Here is a 17,433-nt window from a genome sequence, read left to right on the forward strand (position 1 = left end):
GCAATCTCAGGCGGCGGCGGAGGGCGGCATCAGAGCCTGCTCGACGGTCACGATCCGGGCAAAGCGGTCGGCAAGCACCAGCTCCGTTCGCATGCAGATGTCGTCTGCGGTAAAGACCCGGCCCGAGGCATGCGTCATCGGGAAGGTGAGCGTCGCCTCGGTGACGAAGTCGACCGCGAATCCGAGATCGGATGCATGGCGCGTGGTGGTCTCGCAGCACTGCTCGGTGCGGATGCCCGAGACGATGACGCGGGAGATGCCCTTTTCGCGCAGCCAGGCTTCGAGACCGGTGTCGACCAGCGCCGAATGCACGCCCTTGTGGAAGGTCACGTCCGGCGTAATCATGATCTCGTCGAGCGTGCGGACAAGTCCGCTTTCCAGCCGGAAGGCTTCGTCGGTGTCGACGTGGAAGATCTGCACGATCGGCATACCGGTAGCCTTCGCGCCGTCGATCAGCGCCTGCTGCCTCGAAAGGTAAGCGGGGAGTTCCGATGCGTCCCAATAGGGCGCATGGCAAAAGCTCTCCTGGACGTCGACCACGATGAGGGCAGTGTCTTGAGCGGACATATTCGTCTCCTGTCGTTGTAATGACAGCTAACATAAGTCCAGGCGTCATGGGTACTATGCGCGGCCAGGACGAAGATCGGACATTTTCGGCCAAGTTGCTCCTTGTCCGAGCAAGCTGATTGTCTGACAACCCGTTGCGCCCTGCCGGAGCTTCGCCTAATGTCCGCCCCGACATTTTGAGGAGGAATAAAGATGCTGCGTTTTGGAATTCTGTCGACGGCCAAGATCGGTCGCGAGCTTGTCGTGCCGGCGATCCAGGATGCCGAAAATGCCGTGGTGACAGCGATCGCCAGCCGCGATCTGGCGAGAGCCCGCGAGATGGCCGATCGCTTCTCGGTGCCGCATGCCTTCGGCTCCTACGAGGAGATGCTGGCCTCCGACGTCATCGACGCGGTCTATATTCCTTTGCCGACCTCGCAGCATGTCGAATGGGCGATCAAGGCCGCCGACGCCGGCAAGCATGTGCTTTGTGAAAAGCCGATCGCGCTCAAAGCGTCGGAAATCGACGAGATCATCGCGGCCCACGAACGCAACAAGGTACTGATCACGGAAGCCTATATGGTGACTTACGCACCGGTCTGGCTGAAGGTGCGTGAACTGCTGGCCGAAGGCGCGATCGGCACGTTGAAGATGGTCCAGGGCTCCTTCACCTATTTCAACCGCGACCCCAGCAACATGCGCAACATCCCGGAGCTCGGCGGCGGTGCATTGCCCGATATCGGCGTCTACCCGACGATCACCACCCGCTTCGTCACGGATAAGGAGCCGGTCCGCGTCCAGTCGACCATCGAGCGCGATCCGGATTTCGGCACGGATATCTATGCGAGCGTGAAGGCTGACTTTGCCGATTTCGAACTGAACTTCTATGTCTCGACCCAGATGGCCAACCGCCAGCTGATGGTCTTCCATGGCACTGACGGGTTCATCGAGGTGAAGTCACCCTTCAACGCCGATCGCTGGGGTGCCGAGGAAGTCGAACTCACCAATCGCAGCCACAACGTCTCGCAGATCTTCCGCTTCCCCGACAGCCGCCAATACAAGCTGGAGGCGGAAGCCTTTGCCCGCGCTGTTGCCGGCACCAAGGGGGAGGTCGTCACCCTGGAAAGCTCCAAGGCAAACCAGAAGCTGATCGATGCGATCTACCGGGCCGCAGACAAGGATGGCTGGGAAGCGGTGTAAGCGAACCGACCTCGACTGTCCGCAGCGGTGGCCGAAGATCAGCGCAGGCGTTTTATCCGTGAAGATCCGAAACTGAGGAACAGCAGAGATCCGGCCCAGGCCAGCAACAGATGCAGGATGGGTCGGATGTCCGGCGCACGGGCGTTGAGGATAACGAAAAGGCCGAAATTGATCAGGACCGTGACCGCAAGAAGCGGCCACAAGCCCGGCACCTGAAGAAGGACCCGGGGGGATATGCCGCGCCCGATGCCGAGCCGCAGGATCTGCGAGAGAGCATAGGCAACGACCAGGGATACCGCACGTGACATGAGCGGTGCGTCGAGGACGGCAAAAATTATCGGAAACAGCAGGAGGTCGGCGGCCAGCGTGACGCCGAGCGTCACAGACGAATCAAACCGATTGCTGCGATCAGACATGTATGGTCACAAGCCCGGCCAGGATGAGCAGCGTCCCGATCAGATAGCGCATGTGCAAGGGTTCGCCGAAGAAGAGTTGCGCCAGCAGGGGGACGAAGCAGAAGGTCAGCCCCATGAAGGAATAGGCGAGCGTCAGAGGCACGGAGCGCAGCACATAGATCCAGACGACGGTTCCAAAACCGTAAAGCGCCAGCGCCGCAATGAACACCGGATTGACCGCGAGCATCATCAGGCTCGCCAGAGAAAATGTCCCTGTGATCTGGCTCGTCAGCTTGAACAGAATCTGCCCCATCGCAATCAACAGCGGCGTGGCGAGCAATCCTATCCAGGTCGCAAGTGTCAGGCTGGAAAACTCCATCGCCCTCAGCCCTCCAGCGTTTCCATGTAGAAGATGTCCCGTCCGATATCCGCGCAGGTATATTGTGGTGGGATCGGATGCATGGCGCGCAGGAACGAGTGCGTATAGGGAAAGAAATTGAAGTGCGGATTGAAACTGTAGCGCGCCTCACGTTCCCGCGGAACGACGATGATCAGGCGCTTTCGGGCAATGCGCCGCAACTCCGCGATGGCGCGCTGGTATTCGAGAACATGTTCGATGACATGGGTGCAGATGACCGTATCGAACTCTTTGTCCGCAAAGGGCAGGTTTTCGATCTTCGCTGCAACATATTCGACACCCGGCAGGGCCGCCGCGTCATCGATGACAAAATCCACGCCGGTGACCCGGGCAAGATGCGGGTGACGCGCACGGATGCGCGTGAGCAGCGCGCCCGTCCCGCAGCCGATGTCGCAGACGCTTTCACCCTCGACCCCCTGAACGACCTGCTCAATGCAGGCCTCCGAATTGTCCGTGCCTGCATGCACGCGCGGGTGTTTGCGGTAGAGCGCGGCATAGGCCTCTTCCGTCAGAAACGGCGCGCGCGCCCGAAACTCGGCCAGATCGCGGATGTGATTGCCCCAGACCCGCTCGGCCAGCCAAAGGAACAGCCTGGAATCGCGCAGGATCGGCGGGAGGAGGTCTTCGATGACGAAGCGGATCCTGTTGGTGGTCTCGCGCCTCATGCGGCATTTCTTTCCTGTGCATTCCCTTCGGTCGCTTCGGACCGGCTCCGCGAATGGATCGAGGGCAAGGCAAGATAATGAAGCCGAAGCAGTTCGTTGCGTCCCTGCGCAACCGAATCAAGGATGACCCCACCGGCAAACGAAACGAAGCTGAGGCCGACGAGGCAGAGGGACAGGACCCAGGTCGGCATTCGCGGGACAAGGCCCGTCTGGAGATACTCCACGATGACCGGAGCGGCAAAGAGTATGCCGCTTCCCAGGAACGCGCAGGCGATGAGGGCGAAGAATGTGAAAGGGCGGGTCTCCTTCATCAGGAGAGCGAACATCTTGAGGATCTTGAAGCCGTCTCGAAATGTCGAGAGCTTCGATTGTGATCCCGTTGGGCGACGCCCATAGTCGAGCTCCAGCTCGACGACCGGCAGCCTCAGCCGCGAGGCATGCACGGACATTTCCGTCTCGATCTCAAACCCACCGGAAATCGCTGGGAAGCTCTTTACATAGCGGCGCGAAAAGGCGCGGTAGCCGGACAAGATGTCCGTGAAGTCGTTGCCGAACAGCACGCGGTAAAGCAGGTTGAACAGCCGGTTGCCGAAGGCATGGCCCTGGCGTCCGGCATCGTCATGGACCCCGCGTCGGGTGCCGACCACCATGTCGGCTCGCTCGGTGATCAGCGTGCGGATCAGTTCCTCGGAGTCGGCAGGACCATAGGTCCCGTCGCCATCGGCCATGATGTAGATATCGGCATCGATGTCGCAGAACATGCGGCGCACCACATGGCCCTTGCCCTGGCGACGTTCGCGCACGACGGTGGCCCCGGCGAGCATCGCCTTCAGCGCCGTGCCGTCGGTCGAGTTGTTGTCATAGACGTAGATCTTCGCCTCGGGCAGGGCCGCACGGAAATCGCTCACAACCTGGCCGATCGTTGCCGCCTCATTGTAGCAGGGCAGGAGAACGGCGATGTCGAGGGAGGGGTTGGCCGGGTGGCTCATCGGGACCTGCTCAAAGCGCTGGGGTTCGGGCAGCCTTCGGCCACCATTGGTTTTACTATTTCTTGAGAAGGTTAAGGCTAGGTTTCGGAGAAGAGCAGTCTTTGAAATACGGTCTGCCGGTCGTTTCTTTGCAAGGAAACGATCGAGGCGGACTTGGAGGTTTGACGAAGCATGGCCGACATCACCCTGCCTGGCGCGTCGAGAGCCCGGGCGCCGCGCCCGCTCCTTCTCTGGACGCTGGTTTACGGTATCGTGACCATGGCGGTGCTGGCTGCGCTCAACCTGCCGGCCGCGAGCGACTATGTCGGAGCCGACAACGACGATGTCCTGCGGCTCGTGCAGGTGCGTGATCTGCTTGCCGGTCAGTCCTGGTTCGACGTCACACAGTATCGGCTGGGGCTAGATGGCGGCACGCTGATGCATTGGTCCCGCCTGATCGATCTGCCGATCGCGCTGCTGATCCGCCTATTCGCGCAGTTGGTGCCGATGCAACAGGCCGAGGCGCTGGCGCTGATCGTCTGGCCTTTCCTTCTGATCTTGCCGCTGATGGCAGCGGTCGCCGTCGCCGCCCGCCGCATGGGCGATGATGTCACCATGCATCTGGCACTGATGCTGACGGCAGTCTTCGTCGTCACCGGCAACCGCTTTCTGCTGGGCTCGATCGACCATCACAATGTCCAGCTGGTTCTGGTCGCGACCATGGCTGCGGGGCTGGTCGATCCCGCGCGTGGGCTTGTTGGCCATGCGCTTGCGGGCCTCGCTGCTGCACTCGCGATCGCCATCGGCGCCGAGACCACGCCCCTGGTGGCGACCGTCTGTGCCATCGTCGGCATCCTATGGGCGCTCGAGGGTGAGGTTTATGCGAGGGCCGCGCGCGCCTTCTCCCTGACGCTTCTGGTCAGCCTGTCTGCCATGTTCTTCGCCACCGTGCCATCGGTCCAGTATGCGGTGGTGACCTGCGACAGCCTTTCGGTCGGCTTCTATGCCGTGGTCGGCATCGGAGCTGCGTCCCTCTTCGTTGCCACGCAGCTTCCGGGCATGGGCGATCGTCGGTTGCGGATTGCGGCGATCGGCGTGACCGGCGCCCTGGTGCTGGCCGGCACCGTGACGATCGCGCCGCAATGCCTGCAGAACCCGCTGAACGAACTCGATCCATTGCTGCACACGCTTTGGCTTTCCGGCGTCATCGAGGCCCAGTCCTTCGTCGATCAACTCGCGAAGGACCCCGCAGCCTTCGGAGGCTTCTACGCCGTCGGTTTCTTCGCCATTGGCGTCTGCCTGTTGCGCATCGTCAATGGTGACCGGATCCGCAGCCACGCAATCATGCTCGGTCTGATCGCGGTTTCTTTCGTTATTGCGCTGGTTCAGGTGCGCGGGGCGATTTTCGCCAATTTGCTCGCCATCCCGCCGCTGGCGCTTTTGATCGGCGAACTGAGGCGCAAGGCGCGCGAGGAGCCGCAGCAGCTTGGCACGGGCCTGCTTTTTGCGCTCGCTGCCTTCTTGTCCGTGCCGAGCGCCTGGGCGCTGTTCGGCGTGCTCTTCGTCGAGGGAACGGCAGGTGTAACCAACCGGATGAAGGGGCTTGCCCAGACACCGGCCACCATGGCTGGGGCCAAGCCGGCCTGTGACGCGCCGGCAGGATTTGCGACCCTGAACAGCCTGCCGGACGGCGTGGTAGTCGCGGCTGTGGATCTGGGCCCGGAAATTCTGCGTTTCACCCGCCACCGCGTCCTGTCCGGCCCCTACCACCGCAATCAGGGTGGCATGCTGACGGAACTGCATGTGGGGCTGGCCGAACCGGAAGAGGCCGCCGCCTTCCTGCGCGGCGCCGGGGCGACGATCCTCGTCTTCTGCCCGGATCTCACGCCTACACAAAACATCGCGTCGACGAAAGTCGACGGGCTCTATGCCGGCATGATGAAGGGGGAGGTGCCTGCTTATCTCAGGCCCGTGCCCATCGAAGGCGCCTCCGGAATGCAGATTTACCGGGTGGAGCTGCCGTGAGCGGAAAGCGCTTGATGACGGGTGCTTTGGGCTGATCTTGGCCCCGTTTTCCGCTAGGGAAGGGGCATGAGCAATTTCTTCGACAACGATTCGCCGACGAACCTCACCGAATTTTCCGTTTCGGAGCTTTCGGGCTCGATCAAGCGCACCATCGAAACATCCTTCGACCATGTGCGGGTGCGCGGCGAAATCTCCGGTTATCGCGGACCGCATTCCTCGGGTCATGCCTATTTCAGCCTGAAGGACGACAAGGCGCGCATTGATGCGGTGATCTGGAAGGGCTCCTTTTCCAAGCTGAAATATCGCCCGGAAGAGGGCATGGAGGTGATCGCCACCGGTAAGGTCACGACCTTCCCGGGCTCGTCGAAATACCAGATCGTCATCGAGCAGATGGAGCCGGCCGGTGCAGGCGCGCTGATGGCCCTGATCGAGGAGCGTAAGCGTCGCTTTACGGCCGAGGGCCTGTTTGACCCCGCGCGCAAGCAGCTCCTGCCCTTCCTACCGAAGGTGATCGGCGTCGTCACCTCGCCGACCGGTGCTGTCATCCGCGATATCCTGCACCGCATCTCCGACCGCTTCCCGGTGCATGTGCTGGTCTGGCCGGTCAAGGTTCAGGGCGAAGGCTCAGGCGACGAGGTGGCGAACGCCATCCACGGCTTCAATGCGCTGGAGCGCGGCGGTCCGATGCCGCGACCGGACGTGCTGATCGTGGCGCGCGGCGGCGGCAGCCTCGAGGACCTCTGGAGTTTCAATGATGAGGCCGTGGTCCGTGCAGCGGCTGCGAGCAGCATTCCACTGATCTCCGCCGTCGGCCACGAAACCGACTGGACGCTGATCGACTATGCGGCAGACGTCCGCGCACCGACCCCGACGGGGGCGGCGGAAATGGCAGTGCCCGTGAAGGCCGATCTTGAGGCGCAGGTGGCCACACTGTCTGCCCGGCTCTCCGGTGCCATGAACAGGCAGATGGACAATCGTCGCCAGAACCTGCGCAGCCTCGTGCGGGCGCTGCCTTCTCTCGACCAGTTACTGGCCTTGCCGCGTCGTCGCTTTGACGAGGCGGCCGCAGGTCTCGGGCGCAGCCTCGAACTCAACACCATGAACAAGCGCCGCAGCTTCGAGCGCGCGGCGGCGAAACTGTCGCCCGACATGCTGGCGCGCCGACTGGTGGAGCGTAAGCAGAAACTCACGGAAAATGCCGTGCGCGCCGAACGGGTCATCGAGCGGCTGATCGAGCGCAACAAGGCCCGCCTTGGGCGCTTCGATGCAACGTTGACGGCAGTCCCGGCGCGGCTGAAGGCGATGACGGAGCGCTCGAAGGACAGGCTGGAAAGTCTGGGTCGCCGTGCCGACAGCGCCGTGATGAACGACCTGCGCCGTGCCCGACAGTCACTCTTGTCGCAGGACCGCGTGCTGCAGTCACTCTCCTACAAGAACGTACTGGCGCGCGGTTATGCCGTGATCCGCGACGAGAATGATCGCCCGGTTTCGCGCGCCGACGGGCTGTCGCATGGCCAGGCGATCGCGATCGAATTCGCCGATGGGCGAGTGGATGCCGTTGCTGGCGAGGGTGTATCCCCGCCGGAACCGTCGGCCCCGCAGCCGGCCCGCGCAGCCGCCGTGTCCAGGCCGGCGCGCAAGAGCGAGCCTCCGGCCGGGCAGGGGAGCCTGTTCTGATGTCACGCCGCTTTCTGGTCGTGCTCGCCCATCCGCTGCCGCAGAGCTTTGCCGCTTCTGCCGCACGGGCCGTGGTGGAGACGCTGGAAGCGAAGGGCCATCAGGTCGATCTGCTCGACCTCTACGCCGAGGATTTCGACCCGCGCCTCTCGGCTGCCGAGCGTGCCGCCTACATGGAGCCGGGCTTTCAACCGCCGGAAGACGTCTCAGGCATTGTCGAGCGACTGAAGGTAGCAGATGGTCTCGTGCTCGTCTTTCCGCAATGGTGGTTCAATCTGCCGGCCATCATGAAGGGCTTCATCGACCGCATCTTCGTGCCGGGCGTTGCCTTCGAACATGACAAGGCCGGGGGACGCATCGTGCCGCTGATGACTCATATCCGTAGCTTCTGGGTCGTGACCTCGACCGGTTCTCCGTGGTGGGTCGTGCATCTCTACATGGGCAACCCGGTCAGGCGGATCATGAAGCGTGGTGTGGCCGCCTTCTGCGCCAAGTCCGTCGATTTTCGCATGCTGGCGCTGCACGACATGGACCGCGCGACGGATGAAAAGCGCAAGCGTTTCCTGGCGAAACTCAGGGCCGCTTTCGCGAGCATTTGATGCAGAAAACGGGATGCGGTTGCATTCGCGCAAATTACACTTTTGATTGAGATTTGAGGCGGAATGGAAACCGATGGTTGACATTCATTAGAAACGCGTCTATCTACTGGTCATCGATATTTGCTTGCTGAGCTTTGGTTACCGCGCATCATTTGCGCCCTGTCGAACCTTCCTTTCAAAAATCGTTACCTCCACAGCGCATCCGCGCTGGGGCACTCTCTACGCTATGAAAGGGTTCATCATGACCACTGGCACAGTAAAATGGTTCAATTCCACCAAGGGCTTCGGCTTCATTCAGCCTGACAACGGCGGCCCGGACGCATTCGTTCACATCTCGGCAGTTGAACGCTCCGGCATGCGCGAAATCGTTGAAGGCCAGAAGCTGGCTTACGACATGGAGCGCGACAACAAGTCGGGCAAGATGTCGGCCTGCAACCTGCAGGCAGCCTGATAGATCCGGGATCCGCTTTCCTTTGACCACGGATGTACTGGCACTGTCGAAGGCAAGATCCCACGGAAGGTCAGGCAGATAGCCTGGCCTTTTTTTATTGCCCGACATGGGCAAGCCTCCTGAAAGGAGATGACATGACCGAGCAACTCACCAAGTCGCGCCAGACCGCCGAACTCGCCTTTGCGAAGACGCAGTCGCAGTTTCTGGCCCGCGGTCGCGCGATCGACGAGCAGGATGCGATTACCTCTGCCCGTGACGAGAAGACGCTGCGCCTGCGCGAAGCCCGTCTGACACGCGAACGCGAAGCGCGCGAAAGCGCAACGGCGGCCCTCGTCGCCAAGCGCGCCCGTACCTGACCCCAGTTCCAAGAGATCGGAGCCCCAATGAAATTTACGAGAGACCATGGCCTCGCCGAGCGCCGTACCACCGCAACCGACGCCAAGGCGGCGCTGCTCCAGGCTTACAAGGCCGCCCATGCCGCTGCCGATCCTGAGCGTGAAGCACGCATGGCAGAACGCGCGGCCCGTGCCGAAGAGCGCGTCAAGCGCCATGCCGAACGCGATCGCCTGAAGGCCGAGGAAAAGATCCGCGCCGAACAGGAAGCCCGCGAACGCGAAGAAGCCGCGATCGCTGCGGCAAATGCCGAGAAGGACGCCCGCGAACACGCGGAAGCATCGCGCATCAGCCGCGTTGTCGAAGACGAAGCCGCCCGCAAGGCCGAGCGCGACCGTCGCTACGCCGCCCGCAAGGCCCGCCAGGGCTGATTGCAGTCATAATCCCTCGTCGGGCTGCGAGACTGCGGCCCGCATCGGCGGACGTGAACACTCCGTCACCGCGATCGGTTGTGCGCAACCGATCAAGCTGATGTGATTATACTGGAAAACCATTCTTCCGATCTCCACATGTCCGGATGAAGCCGGATGTGCTCCCAAGCGTCCGGCGAAAAGGAGCATGATCATGATGAAGAAACTCGTCGTCGCCGCAGCCCTTGCTGCGGCTACTTTCGCCGCCCTTCCGGCCGGTGCCGCAACCTATGTCGAGGCCGGCGGTTGGACGCCCCGCGAAATCCTCTTTGGCAAGCAGTATAATGGCAATGTCACCGCGATCCGCGTCGATCGCGGCGGCTTCGATCGTCATACCTATCCGATGCAGGTCATCTACCCCACCGGCAACAGCATGCGGCTTGCCCAGGCGGCCGTGACGGAAGATCCGAGTCTGTCTGCAGCGCTCCAGGTCCGTGGCATTGCCGCGCAGAACGTCTTGTGGGTCGAGACCGCCTTTAACGGTGGCAAGATCGTCTATTATCGCTGAGTAAGATACGGCTGCGTGTCAGTCGCGGGAAGTCTCTGACGTCTCGCGACATGCGCGCATCACAAATCTCTGATATGACTCCTTCCCAGTGAGCCTGGGAGGGAGTGATGCGCCTTGCCGTCTACAACGTCGAGAACCTGTTCGATCGCGCCAAGGCGATGAACCTGGAGACCTGGGAGGACGGGCGCCCCGTTCTTGAGAAATTCGCCGCATTGAACGCCCTGCTCGGCGAGGTCACCTATACGCCGACTGACCGCAGCAAGATGGCGGATCTGATCGTCGATCTCGGAATGGAAAAGAGCGACACCGGTCCCTTCGTCATCCTGCGCCGCAATCGCGGCGGCCTGCTGAAGCGCCCCAAAACAGGCGGCATCGAGATCACCGCATCTGGCCGTGCAGATTGGGTCGGCTCTCTTGAACTGCGCGATGAACCCATCAACGAGCACGCCATGCGCAACACGGCACGCGTAGTCCGCGACCTGAAGGCGGACGCGCTGGGCGTGGTCGAAGCGGAAAGCCGGCCCGTGCTCAAGGCCTTCAGCGACGAGATCCTCGCCTCGGTCGGGGGCAACCCGTTTCGCCATGTGATGCTGATCGATGGCAATGACGAGCGCGGGATCGATGTCGGCCTGATGTCCGGTCCGCTATTCCCGATCGGCCGGATGCGCAGCCATGTGGACGACCGGTTGCCTGATGGCAGCGACCGCATCATCTTCTCCCGCGACTGCCCTGAATTCGAGGTGACGACCGCAAGCGGCAATAGGCTGCTGGTGATGGTCAACCACTTCAAGAGCAAGGGTTTCGGCGGCAAGGTTGAGTCCGACCGCCGCCGCAAGGCCCAGGCGAGCCGTGTTGCCGAGATCGTCGAGGAGCGGCTTGCCGAGGGTTGGGAGCATATCGCTGTCATCGGCGACCTTAACGATACGCCCGACAGCGATCCCTTGAGCCCCCTGCTGAAGACTGCCGACCTGACCGATGCCTTCGATCATCCGAGCTTCGACAATGGCGGCTATGAGGGCACTTACGGCCTGTCCAATCCCGGCAACAAGATCGATTACCTGCTGCTCTCTCCCAAGCTCTTCGACAAGGTGGAAAAGGGCGGTGTGATCCGCACCGGCATGTGGCCGGGGTCACGGCCGAAGCGCTGGGAGACCTATGAGGAACTAAAGAGGCCGCAGGATGCGGCCTCCGATCACGCTGCTCTCTGGGTCGAGCTCGACCTCTGAGGCGGAGGTCTTAAGCCCATTCGCCTTGACGCATCACAGGCACTTTCGAGCCGTCGGCGCGGATGCCATCGATATCCACCTTGTCAGAGCCGATCATCCAGTCGATGTGGATCAGCGAGGAGTTGCCGCCCTGCGCCTTGATCTGGTCCTGGCTGAGTGAGGCGCCATTGAGGAAGCACTTCGAATAGCACTGGCCGAGCGCGATATGGCAGGAGGCGTTTTCGTCGAACAGCGTATTGTAGAACAAGACGCCGGACGCCGAGATCGGCGAGGAATGCGGCACCAGTGCCACTTCGCCGAGGCGCCGCGCGCCATCGTCGGTGTCGAGGACCTTGTTGAGCACGGCCTCGCCCTTCGAGGCCTTGGCCTCGACGATCCGACCACCTTCGAAGCGCACCTGGATATTGTCGATCAGCGTGCCCTGATGGCTGAGCGGCTTGGTCGAGGAGACGTGTCCCTCCACCTTCAGCGCATGCGGGGTGGTAAAGACCTCCTCGGTTGGAATGTTGGGATTGCAGGTCACGCCGTTCTTCGCCGTCGAGGCGCCGCCATGCCATTCATGGCCGTCTGCAAGGCCAACCGTAAGGTCTGTACCGGGGCCGGTAAAATGGAGCGCTGAGAAGCGCTCGCCGTTCAACCAGGTCGACCGCTTCTTGAGTTCCGCATTGTGCCCGGCCCAGGCCGCGATGGGATCGTCACGATCGACGCGGGAAGCGGCAAAGATCGCATCGGCAAGCTTGCGCACGGCCTCCTCGATCGGCATGTCAGGGAAAACGAGCTTCGCCCAGGAGGGGTTCGGATAAGAGCAGATGTTCCAGTTGATGTCGAAATTGGAGATATGCTCCAGCGCCGGCTTGTAGGCGATGGAGGTCGCCTTGTTGGCGCGGCCGACCTTGGCAGGGTCTTCCTGCGACAGCAGCAGCGGATTGTCGCCGGCAATGGCGAGGCGGGCAGCCCCGTTTTCATAGGCCTTCGCCATGCCGTCATAGAGCCAGTTCGGCGCACGGTCGAAACTCGCGTCGTGACCATGGCGATAACGCGCAAGCGTCGTCTCCTCATCCGAATAGAAGGTGGTGACCGTCGAAGCGCCTGCTTGGTAAGCATGCGCCGTGATCAGGCGGACAAGCGGCACGGCGACGAGCGGGGCCGTCAGCACCAGGTCCTGCCCCTTTTGCAGCTGCAACCCGACCTTGATCGCCACCTCGGCGAGTTTGTCGAGCTTGACTGGATCGATGGAGGCGGAGAGATCGGGGAGGGTCATGGGGTATTCCTGTTGTGGCTGTAACGCCAGACTTAAGGGGAAAGATGGCGAAGTCCAGACCATGGGCAAGTGTCAAGCCACCAGCGGCGCCGCAATTGCGCCCAGTGCGGCAAACGCATCCTGCGGCGAGAGCCGCACCTGCAACCCGCGCTGGCCGCCATTCATGTAGACGAGCGCTTCGTCCATGACTGATATCTCGATGGCGGTCGGCACCGGTTTCTTCTGACCGAAGGGGCTGATGCCGCCAACGACGAAGCCGGTGAGCTTCTCGGCATTGGCCGGCTTCATCATCGCTGCCGACTTGCCGCCGAAGGCACTCGCCAGCTTCTTCATCGACACTTCCCTGTCTGAGGGCACGACCACACAGACCGGCTTGCCGTCGAGTTCCGCCATCAGCGTTTTCAACACGCGCGACGGATGCTCGCCGATCGCTTCCGCCGCCTGCAGCCCGATGCGCTCGGCATTCGGGTCGTAGTCGTAGGTCGCCGTGGTATAGGCCACCCCGGCCTTGTCGAGAAACTGCGTGGCGCGGGTGGTTTTCGCCATGGGATCAGGCTTTGAAGGTCTGCTGATAGATTTCGGGCTTGAAGCCGACGACAAGCGCGCCATCCACGTCGAGCACCGGCCGCTTGATCATCGACGGCTGCTCCAGCATCAACGCCTTGGCCTTTGCGGCATTGAGCCCTTCCTTCTTGTCGTCGTCGAGCTTCTTGAAGGTCGTACCGGCCTTGTTGAGCAGCACCTCCCAGCCGACCCTGCCGATCCAGCTGTCGAGGGTCGACGCATCCACGCCCTTGGCCTTGTAGTCGTGGAAGTCATGCGCCACGCCTTGGGTCTCGAGCCAGGTGCGCGCCTTCTTCATCGTGTCGCAATTCTTGATGCCGTAGATGGTAGTCATGAAGGGGGCTCCCTGCTCGCGGTCTGTTCGGCAGGGATAGCAAACTCACGAGCGGATGCAAGAACAGGAGCGATTGCCCGACACCTTTTGAAAGGTGGCCAAGCACGAGTGTTGCCAGGCTTTGGCGCAGGGATTACGGCCTGCCAAAAGGCCAGGCCGTTTCCAAGAGGCCCGGCAGGATCTCGCTGGCAAACCTGTCGGCATCTGCTCCGCCAAACAGGTATTTGGCCTTGCCGTCGACAGCGAGGTTCGCCATGCCATGCATGGAGGACCAGACGACGAACAGCTCACCCATGGCATCCGCGCCTGCGGGCGCGCCCCGGGCGATGGCAGTCGCAAGCCCGGTCAGCGCCTGCCGGCTGGCCTCGCTGTAGCGCGGGTCGTCGCGATCGACGAGGTCGGGGCGGAACATTAGGCGGAAGCGCCCGGTATGGGTGATGGCAAAACGCACATAGGCCTGCGCCAGGTCTCGGAGATCACGCCTGGCATCATCACTGGCCACGACCGCGTTCAGATACTCGCCGAGACTGCCATAGCCGAGCAGGGCCACTTCGGTAAGCAGGCCCTTGGCGCTGCCGAAGTGATGCGCCGGCGCGCCGATCGAGACGCCGGCACGGCGCGCGGCTTCGCGCAGCGAAAACCCCTCGATGCCATGCTCGCGAATGATCGTATCGGCGGCGTCGATCATCGCCGATTTCAAATTGCCGTGATGGTAGCCTGACTTGGCGCTGTTTGGGGACTCTGCCATCTATACACTGTTCAGATTTCCAGTTACACCTTCATTTTATCAGTGATCAAATGACCCATCAACAGGAGACTCTCCATGTCAAAGACTTGGCTTATCACCGGCGCCAATCGCGGCCTGGGTCGCGTTTTCGCCACCGCCGCCCTGAAGCGTGGAGACAAGGTTGCCGCAACCAGCCGCAGCCTTGCGGGCCTCGATGATCTCGTTGCCGACTACGGCGATCGCATCGTGCCGCTGCAGCTCGACGTCACGGATCGATCCGCCTGCGTCTCGGTCGTGGCCACCGCCGCAGAGCGGCTCGGTCGGCTTGATGTTGTCGTCAACAATGCCGGCTATGGCCTGTTCGGTATGGTCGAGGAAGTGTCTGAAAAGCAGATGCGCGATCAGATGGAGGTCAATTACTTTGGCCTGTTCAACATGACGCAGGCGGTCCTGCCGCTACTGCGTGATCAGGGCTTCGGGCATATCGTCCAGATCTCGACCGTCGGCGGGGTCATGACTTTCCCCGGGCTTGGCGCCTATCACGCCTCGAAATGGGCGGTCGAGGGACTGACCGATGCGCTGGCCCAGGAAGTCGCTGGCTTCGGCATCAAGGTATCCCTGGTCGAGCCCGGCCCCTACATGACCGATTGGGCTGGTAACTCGGCAAGCCATGCACAGCCGATCGCCGCCTATGACGGGCTGCGCAACGCCATGCAGGCGCGCCAGGCGCAGATGCCGCCCGCCGTCTACGGCGAACCGGAAGCGGCAGGTCCTGCCATGCTCGCACTTGTCGATGCTGACAACCCGCCGCTGCGCCTCTTCCTCGGCGTGCTGCCGACGATGATGGTGCCGGACGCCTACAAGGCGCGCCTTGGGACCTGGGAAGAATGGAAGGACGTCTCGGTTGCCGCGACGAAGGTGTCCCATGACTGAGCGGCAGGTTGACGCATCGATCAAGACACCATCCCGGATTGCCGGCTGGGCGCTGACGGCTCTGGTGGCACTCGTCATGATCCTTGGAGGGGTCGCCCATCTGGCAAAGCCTGAGGCCTTTGCCCCACTGGTTCCACCCTGGCTGCCGGCATATCCGGTTCTGGTCGCGGCGGCTGTGGTGCAGATCCTGATTGGTGCAGCCGCGCTTTGGCCAAGGACGAGAGCCTTGGCTGGCCTCGCCTTCGCCGCGCTTTGCCTCGCCTATCTGCCACTGCATCTCTGGGATTATATCCGCACCGATCCCGTTTTTGCACCACCGGTCGCAGCCACCATCCGTGTGGTTGTGCAACTGCTGTTCATCTGGGCGGGCGTCACTCTCTGGCGCCGAGGTCGATCATCGACGGGCAGCATGCTCTGATCCGGCTCTTGAAAGCGAAAACGGCGGAACAGTGTTCCGCCGTTTGATTGTCTGGCATATCAGTCGTTGGGGCAGGTCAGGCCCTCACTCCCACTCGATGGTCCCTGGCGGCTTCGACGTCACGTCATAGACCACCCGGTTGATGCCGCGGACTTCGTTGATGATGCGGGTGGCCGCACGTCCCAGGAACTCCATGTCATAGTGGTAGAAGTCGGCGGTCATGCCGTCGACCGAGGTGACCGCACGCAGGGCGCAGACGAATTCGTAAGTACGTCCATCGCCCATGACGCCGACGGTCTGGACCGGCAGCAGCACGGCAAAGGCCTGCCAGATCGCGTCATAGAGCCCTGCCTTGCGGATCTCGTCGAGATAGATGGCGTCGGCTTCGCGCAGGATGTCGAGCTTTTCGCGGGTGACACCGCCCGGGCAGCGGATGGCAAGGCCCGGACCCGGGAAGGGGTGGCGACCGATGAAGCTATCGGGCAGGCCGAGCTCCTTGCCGAGCACGCGCACTTCGTCCTTGAAGAGTTCGCGCAAGGGTTCCACGAGCTGCATCTTCATGCGCTCGGGCAGACCGCCGACATTGTGGTGCGACTTGATCGTCACGGAAGGGCCGCCGGTGAAGGAGACGCTTTCGATGACGTCGGGATAGAGCGTGCCCTGGCCGAGGAAATCCGCGCCGCCGAGCTTCTTGGCTTCTTCCTCGAAGGTTTCGATGAACAGGCGGCCAATGATCTTGCGCTTGGTTTCCGGGTCGGAAACACCTTCCAGCTCGCCGACGAACTTGTCGACGGCATCCACATGGATGAGGTGCAGGTTGTAGTGTTCCTTGAACATGGCAACGACATCGGCTGCCTCGTTCTTGCGCATCAGACCGTGGTCGACGAGGATGCAGGTCAGCTGGTCGCCGACGGCCTCGTGGATCAGCAGTGCTGCAACCGACGAGTCCACACCGCCCGAGAGCGCGCAGATGACGCGCTTGTCGCCGACCTGGGCGCGGATCTGCTCGACCGCCTTCTGGCGGTAGGCATACATGGTCCAGTCGCCCTTGATGCCGGCGATGTTCTGCACGAAGTTCTGGATGAGCTTCGCGCCGTCGGGCGTGTGAACGACCTCGGGATGGAACTGCACGGCGTAATACTTGCGCGCCTCGTCGGCGATGAAGGCAAACGGTGCATTGGCGGAGGTGGCGAGCACCTTGAAGCCTGGCGGGATCGCGGTGACGCGGTCGCCATGGGACATCCAGACCTGGTGGCGGGAACCGACCGACCAGAGGCCGCTGAACAGGTCGCAATCCTGTTCGACCTCGAGGAAGGCGCGGCCGAATTCGCGGTGATGGCCACCTTCGACCTTGCCGCCGAGCTGGGCGCACATGGTCTGTTGGCCATAGCAGATGCCGAAGATCGGAAGACCGCTGTCGAACAGCACCTGCGGCGCGCGCGGGCTTCCCTCATCGAGCGTGGAAGCGGGGCTTCCCGACAGGATGATCGCCTTGGGCTTCAACCGGTGGAAGCCTTCTTCGGCGGACTGGAAGGGGACGATTTCGCAATAGACGCCGGATTCACGAACGCGGCGGGCGATCAGCTGCGTTACCTGGCTGCCGAAATCGACGATGAGAACACTGTCGGGATGTGCTGTCTGGGTCATGGCGAGCCTTTAAAGAAAAAGGCGCCCTGTTTCAATGGCAGAATGCCCAGAGAATCTCGATTTTTTGT

General features: G+C 62.2%; 21 protein-coding genes. 11 read left to right on the forward strand and 10 right to left on the reverse strand.

All coding sequences use genetic code 11. The annotated features are described in order from the left end of the window. Window positions 1-6: 6 nt before the first annotated feature. The gene (locus tag GH983_RS21635) at window positions 7-567 is read right to left on the reverse strand and encodes a cysteine hydrolase family protein (protein ID WP_153763469.1); all 561 of its coding nucleotides are present in this window, start codon (window positions 565-567) and stop codon (window positions 7-9) included. A gap of 192 nt (window positions 568-759) precedes the next feature. Here GH983_RS21635 and GH983_RS21640 point away from each other — a divergent pair, with 192 nt between their 5' ends. Beyond that, a complete protein-coding gene (locus GH983_RS21640; protein ID WP_153763470.1) occupies window positions 760-1,746 on the forward strand; it encodes a Gfo/Idh/MocA family protein in 987 nt (328 codons plus the stop codon). 38 nt (window positions 1,747-1,784) lie between these two features. Here the strand turns inward: GH983_RS21640 and GH983_RS21645 are convergent, their stop codons facing one another. Genes GH983_RS21645 through GH983_RS21660 form a run of 4 tightly spaced genes read right to left on the reverse strand, consistent with a single transcriptional unit; the run spans window position 1,785 to window position 4,213 of the window. After that, window positions 1,785-2,129: a hypothetical protein gene (locus tag GH983_RS21645; protein ID WP_153763471.1), complete on the reverse strand. Its 345-nt coding sequence runs from the start codon at window positions 2,127-2,129 to the stop codon at window positions 1,785-1,787. Between the two features lie 25 nt (window positions 2,130-2,154). Beyond that, a complete protein-coding gene (locus tag GH983_RS21650) occupies window positions 2,155-2,520 on the reverse strand; it encodes a transporter (protein WP_153763472.1) in 366 nt (121 codons plus the stop codon). Between the two features lie 5 nt (window positions 2,521-2,525). Further along, window positions 2,526-3,224 carry a class I SAM-dependent methyltransferase gene (locus GH983_RS21655; RefSeq protein ID WP_153763473.1) on the reverse strand — a complete coding sequence of 233 codons (699 nt, stop codon included), beginning with the start codon at window positions 3,222-3,224 and terminating at the stop codon, window positions 2,526-2,528. Beyond that, window positions 3,221-4,213 (reverse strand): glycosyltransferase, encoded by a 993-nt coding sequence (locus tag GH983_RS21660; RefSeq protein ID WP_153763474.1) that lies wholly within the window; start codon window positions 4,211-4,213, stop codon window positions 3,221-3,223. The genes GH983_RS21655 and GH983_RS21660 overlap by 4 nt, the downstream gene beginning before the upstream one ends. A 171-nt stretch (window positions 4,214-4,384) precedes the next feature. Here GH983_RS21660 and GH983_RS21665 point away from each other — a divergent pair, with 171 nt between their 5' ends. The 8 genes from GH983_RS21665 to GH983_RS21700 all read left to right on the forward strand — a co-directional run bounded on the left by GH983_RS21665 (window position 4,385) and on the right by GH983_RS21700 (window position 11,481). After that, window positions 4,385-6,217 carry a hypothetical protein gene (locus GH983_RS21665; protein ID WP_153763475.1) on the forward strand — a complete coding sequence of 611 codons (1,833 nt, stop codon included), beginning with the start codon at window positions 4,385-4,387 and terminating at the stop codon, window positions 6,215-6,217. 66 nt (window positions 6,218-6,283) lie between these two features. Then, window positions 6,284-7,894, forward strand: coding sequence for an exodeoxyribonuclease VII large subunit (gene xseA, locus GH983_RS21670; protein ID WP_153763476.1), 1,611 nt, complete (start codon window positions 6,284-6,286; stop codon window positions 7,892-7,894). Beyond that, a complete protein-coding gene (locus tag GH983_RS21675) occupies window positions 7,894-8,493 on the forward strand; it encodes an NAD(P)H-dependent oxidoreductase (RefSeq protein WP_153763477.1) in 600 nt (199 codons plus the stop codon). Before xseA ends, GH983_RS21675 begins: the two co-directional genes overlap by 1 nt. 241 nt (window positions 8,494-8,734) lie before the next feature. Then, window positions 8,735-8,944 (forward strand): cold-shock protein, encoded by a 210-nt coding sequence (locus GH983_RS21680; RefSeq protein ID WP_006725042.1) that lies wholly within the window; start codon window positions 8,735-8,737, stop codon window positions 8,942-8,944. 134 nt (window positions 8,945-9,078) lie between these two features. Beyond that, the gene (locus tag GH983_RS21685; protein WP_054151255.1) at window positions 9,079-9,300 is read left to right on the forward strand and encodes a hypothetical protein; all 222 of its coding nucleotides are present in this window, start codon (window positions 9,079-9,081) and stop codon (window positions 9,298-9,300) included. A gap of 27 nt (window positions 9,301-9,327) precedes the next feature. Continuing rightward, window positions 9,328-9,708 carry a DUF6481 family protein gene (locus GH983_RS21690; RefSeq protein ID WP_153763478.1) on the forward strand — a complete coding sequence of 127 codons (381 nt, stop codon included), beginning with the start codon at window positions 9,328-9,330 and terminating at the stop codon, window positions 9,706-9,708. 193 nt (window positions 9,709-9,901) lie between these two features. Then, window positions 9,902-10,255, forward strand: coding sequence for a hypothetical protein (locus tag GH983_RS21695; RefSeq protein ID WP_150127464.1), 354 nt, complete (start codon window positions 9,902-9,904; stop codon window positions 10,253-10,255). Window positions 10,256-10,362: 107 nt separating this feature from the next. Beyond that, a complete protein-coding gene (locus GH983_RS21700) occupies window positions 10,363-11,481 on the forward strand; it encodes an endonuclease/exonuclease/phosphatase family protein (protein ID WP_153763479.1) in 1,119 nt (372 codons plus the stop codon). A gap of 10 nt (window positions 11,482-11,491) precedes the next feature. On the opposite strand, the gene GH983_RS21705 is transcribed toward GH983_RS21700, so the two are convergent. From GH983_RS21705 to GH983_RS21720, 4 genes are all read right to left on the reverse strand, one after another. Further along, on the reverse strand, window positions 11,492-12,742 hold the full coding sequence (locus GH983_RS21705) for an aminopeptidase (RefSeq protein ID WP_153763480.1): 1,251 nt from the start codon (window positions 12,740-12,742) through the stop codon (window positions 11,492-11,494). 72 nt (window positions 12,743-12,814) lie between these two features. Then, window positions 12,815-13,288 (reverse strand): Cys-tRNA(Pro) deacylase, encoded by a 474-nt coding sequence (ybaK, locus tag GH983_RS21710; protein WP_054151250.1) that lies wholly within the window; start codon window positions 13,286-13,288, stop codon window positions 12,815-12,817. Window positions 13,289-13,292: 4 nt separating this feature from the next. Beyond that, window positions 13,293-13,640, reverse strand: a complete 348-nt coding sequence (locus GH983_RS21715) for an ArsC family reductase (RefSeq protein ID WP_054151249.1) — start codon at window positions 13,638-13,640, stop codon at window positions 13,293-13,295. A gap of 133 nt (window positions 13,641-13,773) precedes the next feature. Then, window positions 13,774-14,388 carry a TetR/AcrR family transcriptional regulator gene (locus GH983_RS21720; RefSeq protein WP_082347823.1) on the reverse strand — a complete coding sequence of 205 codons (615 nt, stop codon included), beginning with the start codon at window positions 14,386-14,388 and terminating at the stop codon, window positions 13,774-13,776. A 75-nt stretch (window positions 14,389-14,463) separates the two neighbouring features. On the opposite strand from GH983_RS21720, the gene GH983_RS21725 reads away from it, so the two are divergent. Together GH983_RS21725 and GH983_RS21730 are read left to right on the forward strand one after the other, a co-directional pair. After that, window positions 14,464-15,300 carry an SDR family NAD(P)-dependent oxidoreductase gene (locus tag GH983_RS21725; RefSeq protein WP_153763481.1) on the forward strand — a complete coding sequence of 279 codons (837 nt, stop codon included), beginning with the start codon at window positions 14,464-14,466 and terminating at the stop codon, window positions 15,298-15,300. Beyond that, window positions 15,293-15,718 (forward strand): hypothetical protein, encoded by a 426-nt coding sequence (locus GH983_RS21730; protein WP_153763482.1) that lies wholly within the window; start codon window positions 15,293-15,295, stop codon window positions 15,716-15,718. The genes GH983_RS21725 and GH983_RS21730 overlap by 8 nt, the downstream gene beginning before the upstream one ends. Before the next feature lie 84 nt (window positions 15,719-15,802). Here GH983_RS21730 and guaA read toward each other — a convergent pair whose 3' ends face one another. After that, on the reverse strand, window positions 15,803-17,365 hold the full coding sequence (guaA, locus tag GH983_RS21735; protein ID WP_153763483.1) for a glutamine-hydrolyzing GMP synthase: 1,563 nt from the start codon (window positions 17,363-17,365) through the stop codon (window positions 15,803-15,805). Window positions 17,366-17,433 lie beyond the last annotated feature (68 nt).

Origin of the sequence: Agrobacterium sp. MA01 (genome assembly GCF_009650195.1) — a bacterium.
Classification (GTDB): Bacteria; Pseudomonadota; Alphaproteobacteria; order Rhizobiales; family Rhizobiaceae; genus Allorhizobium.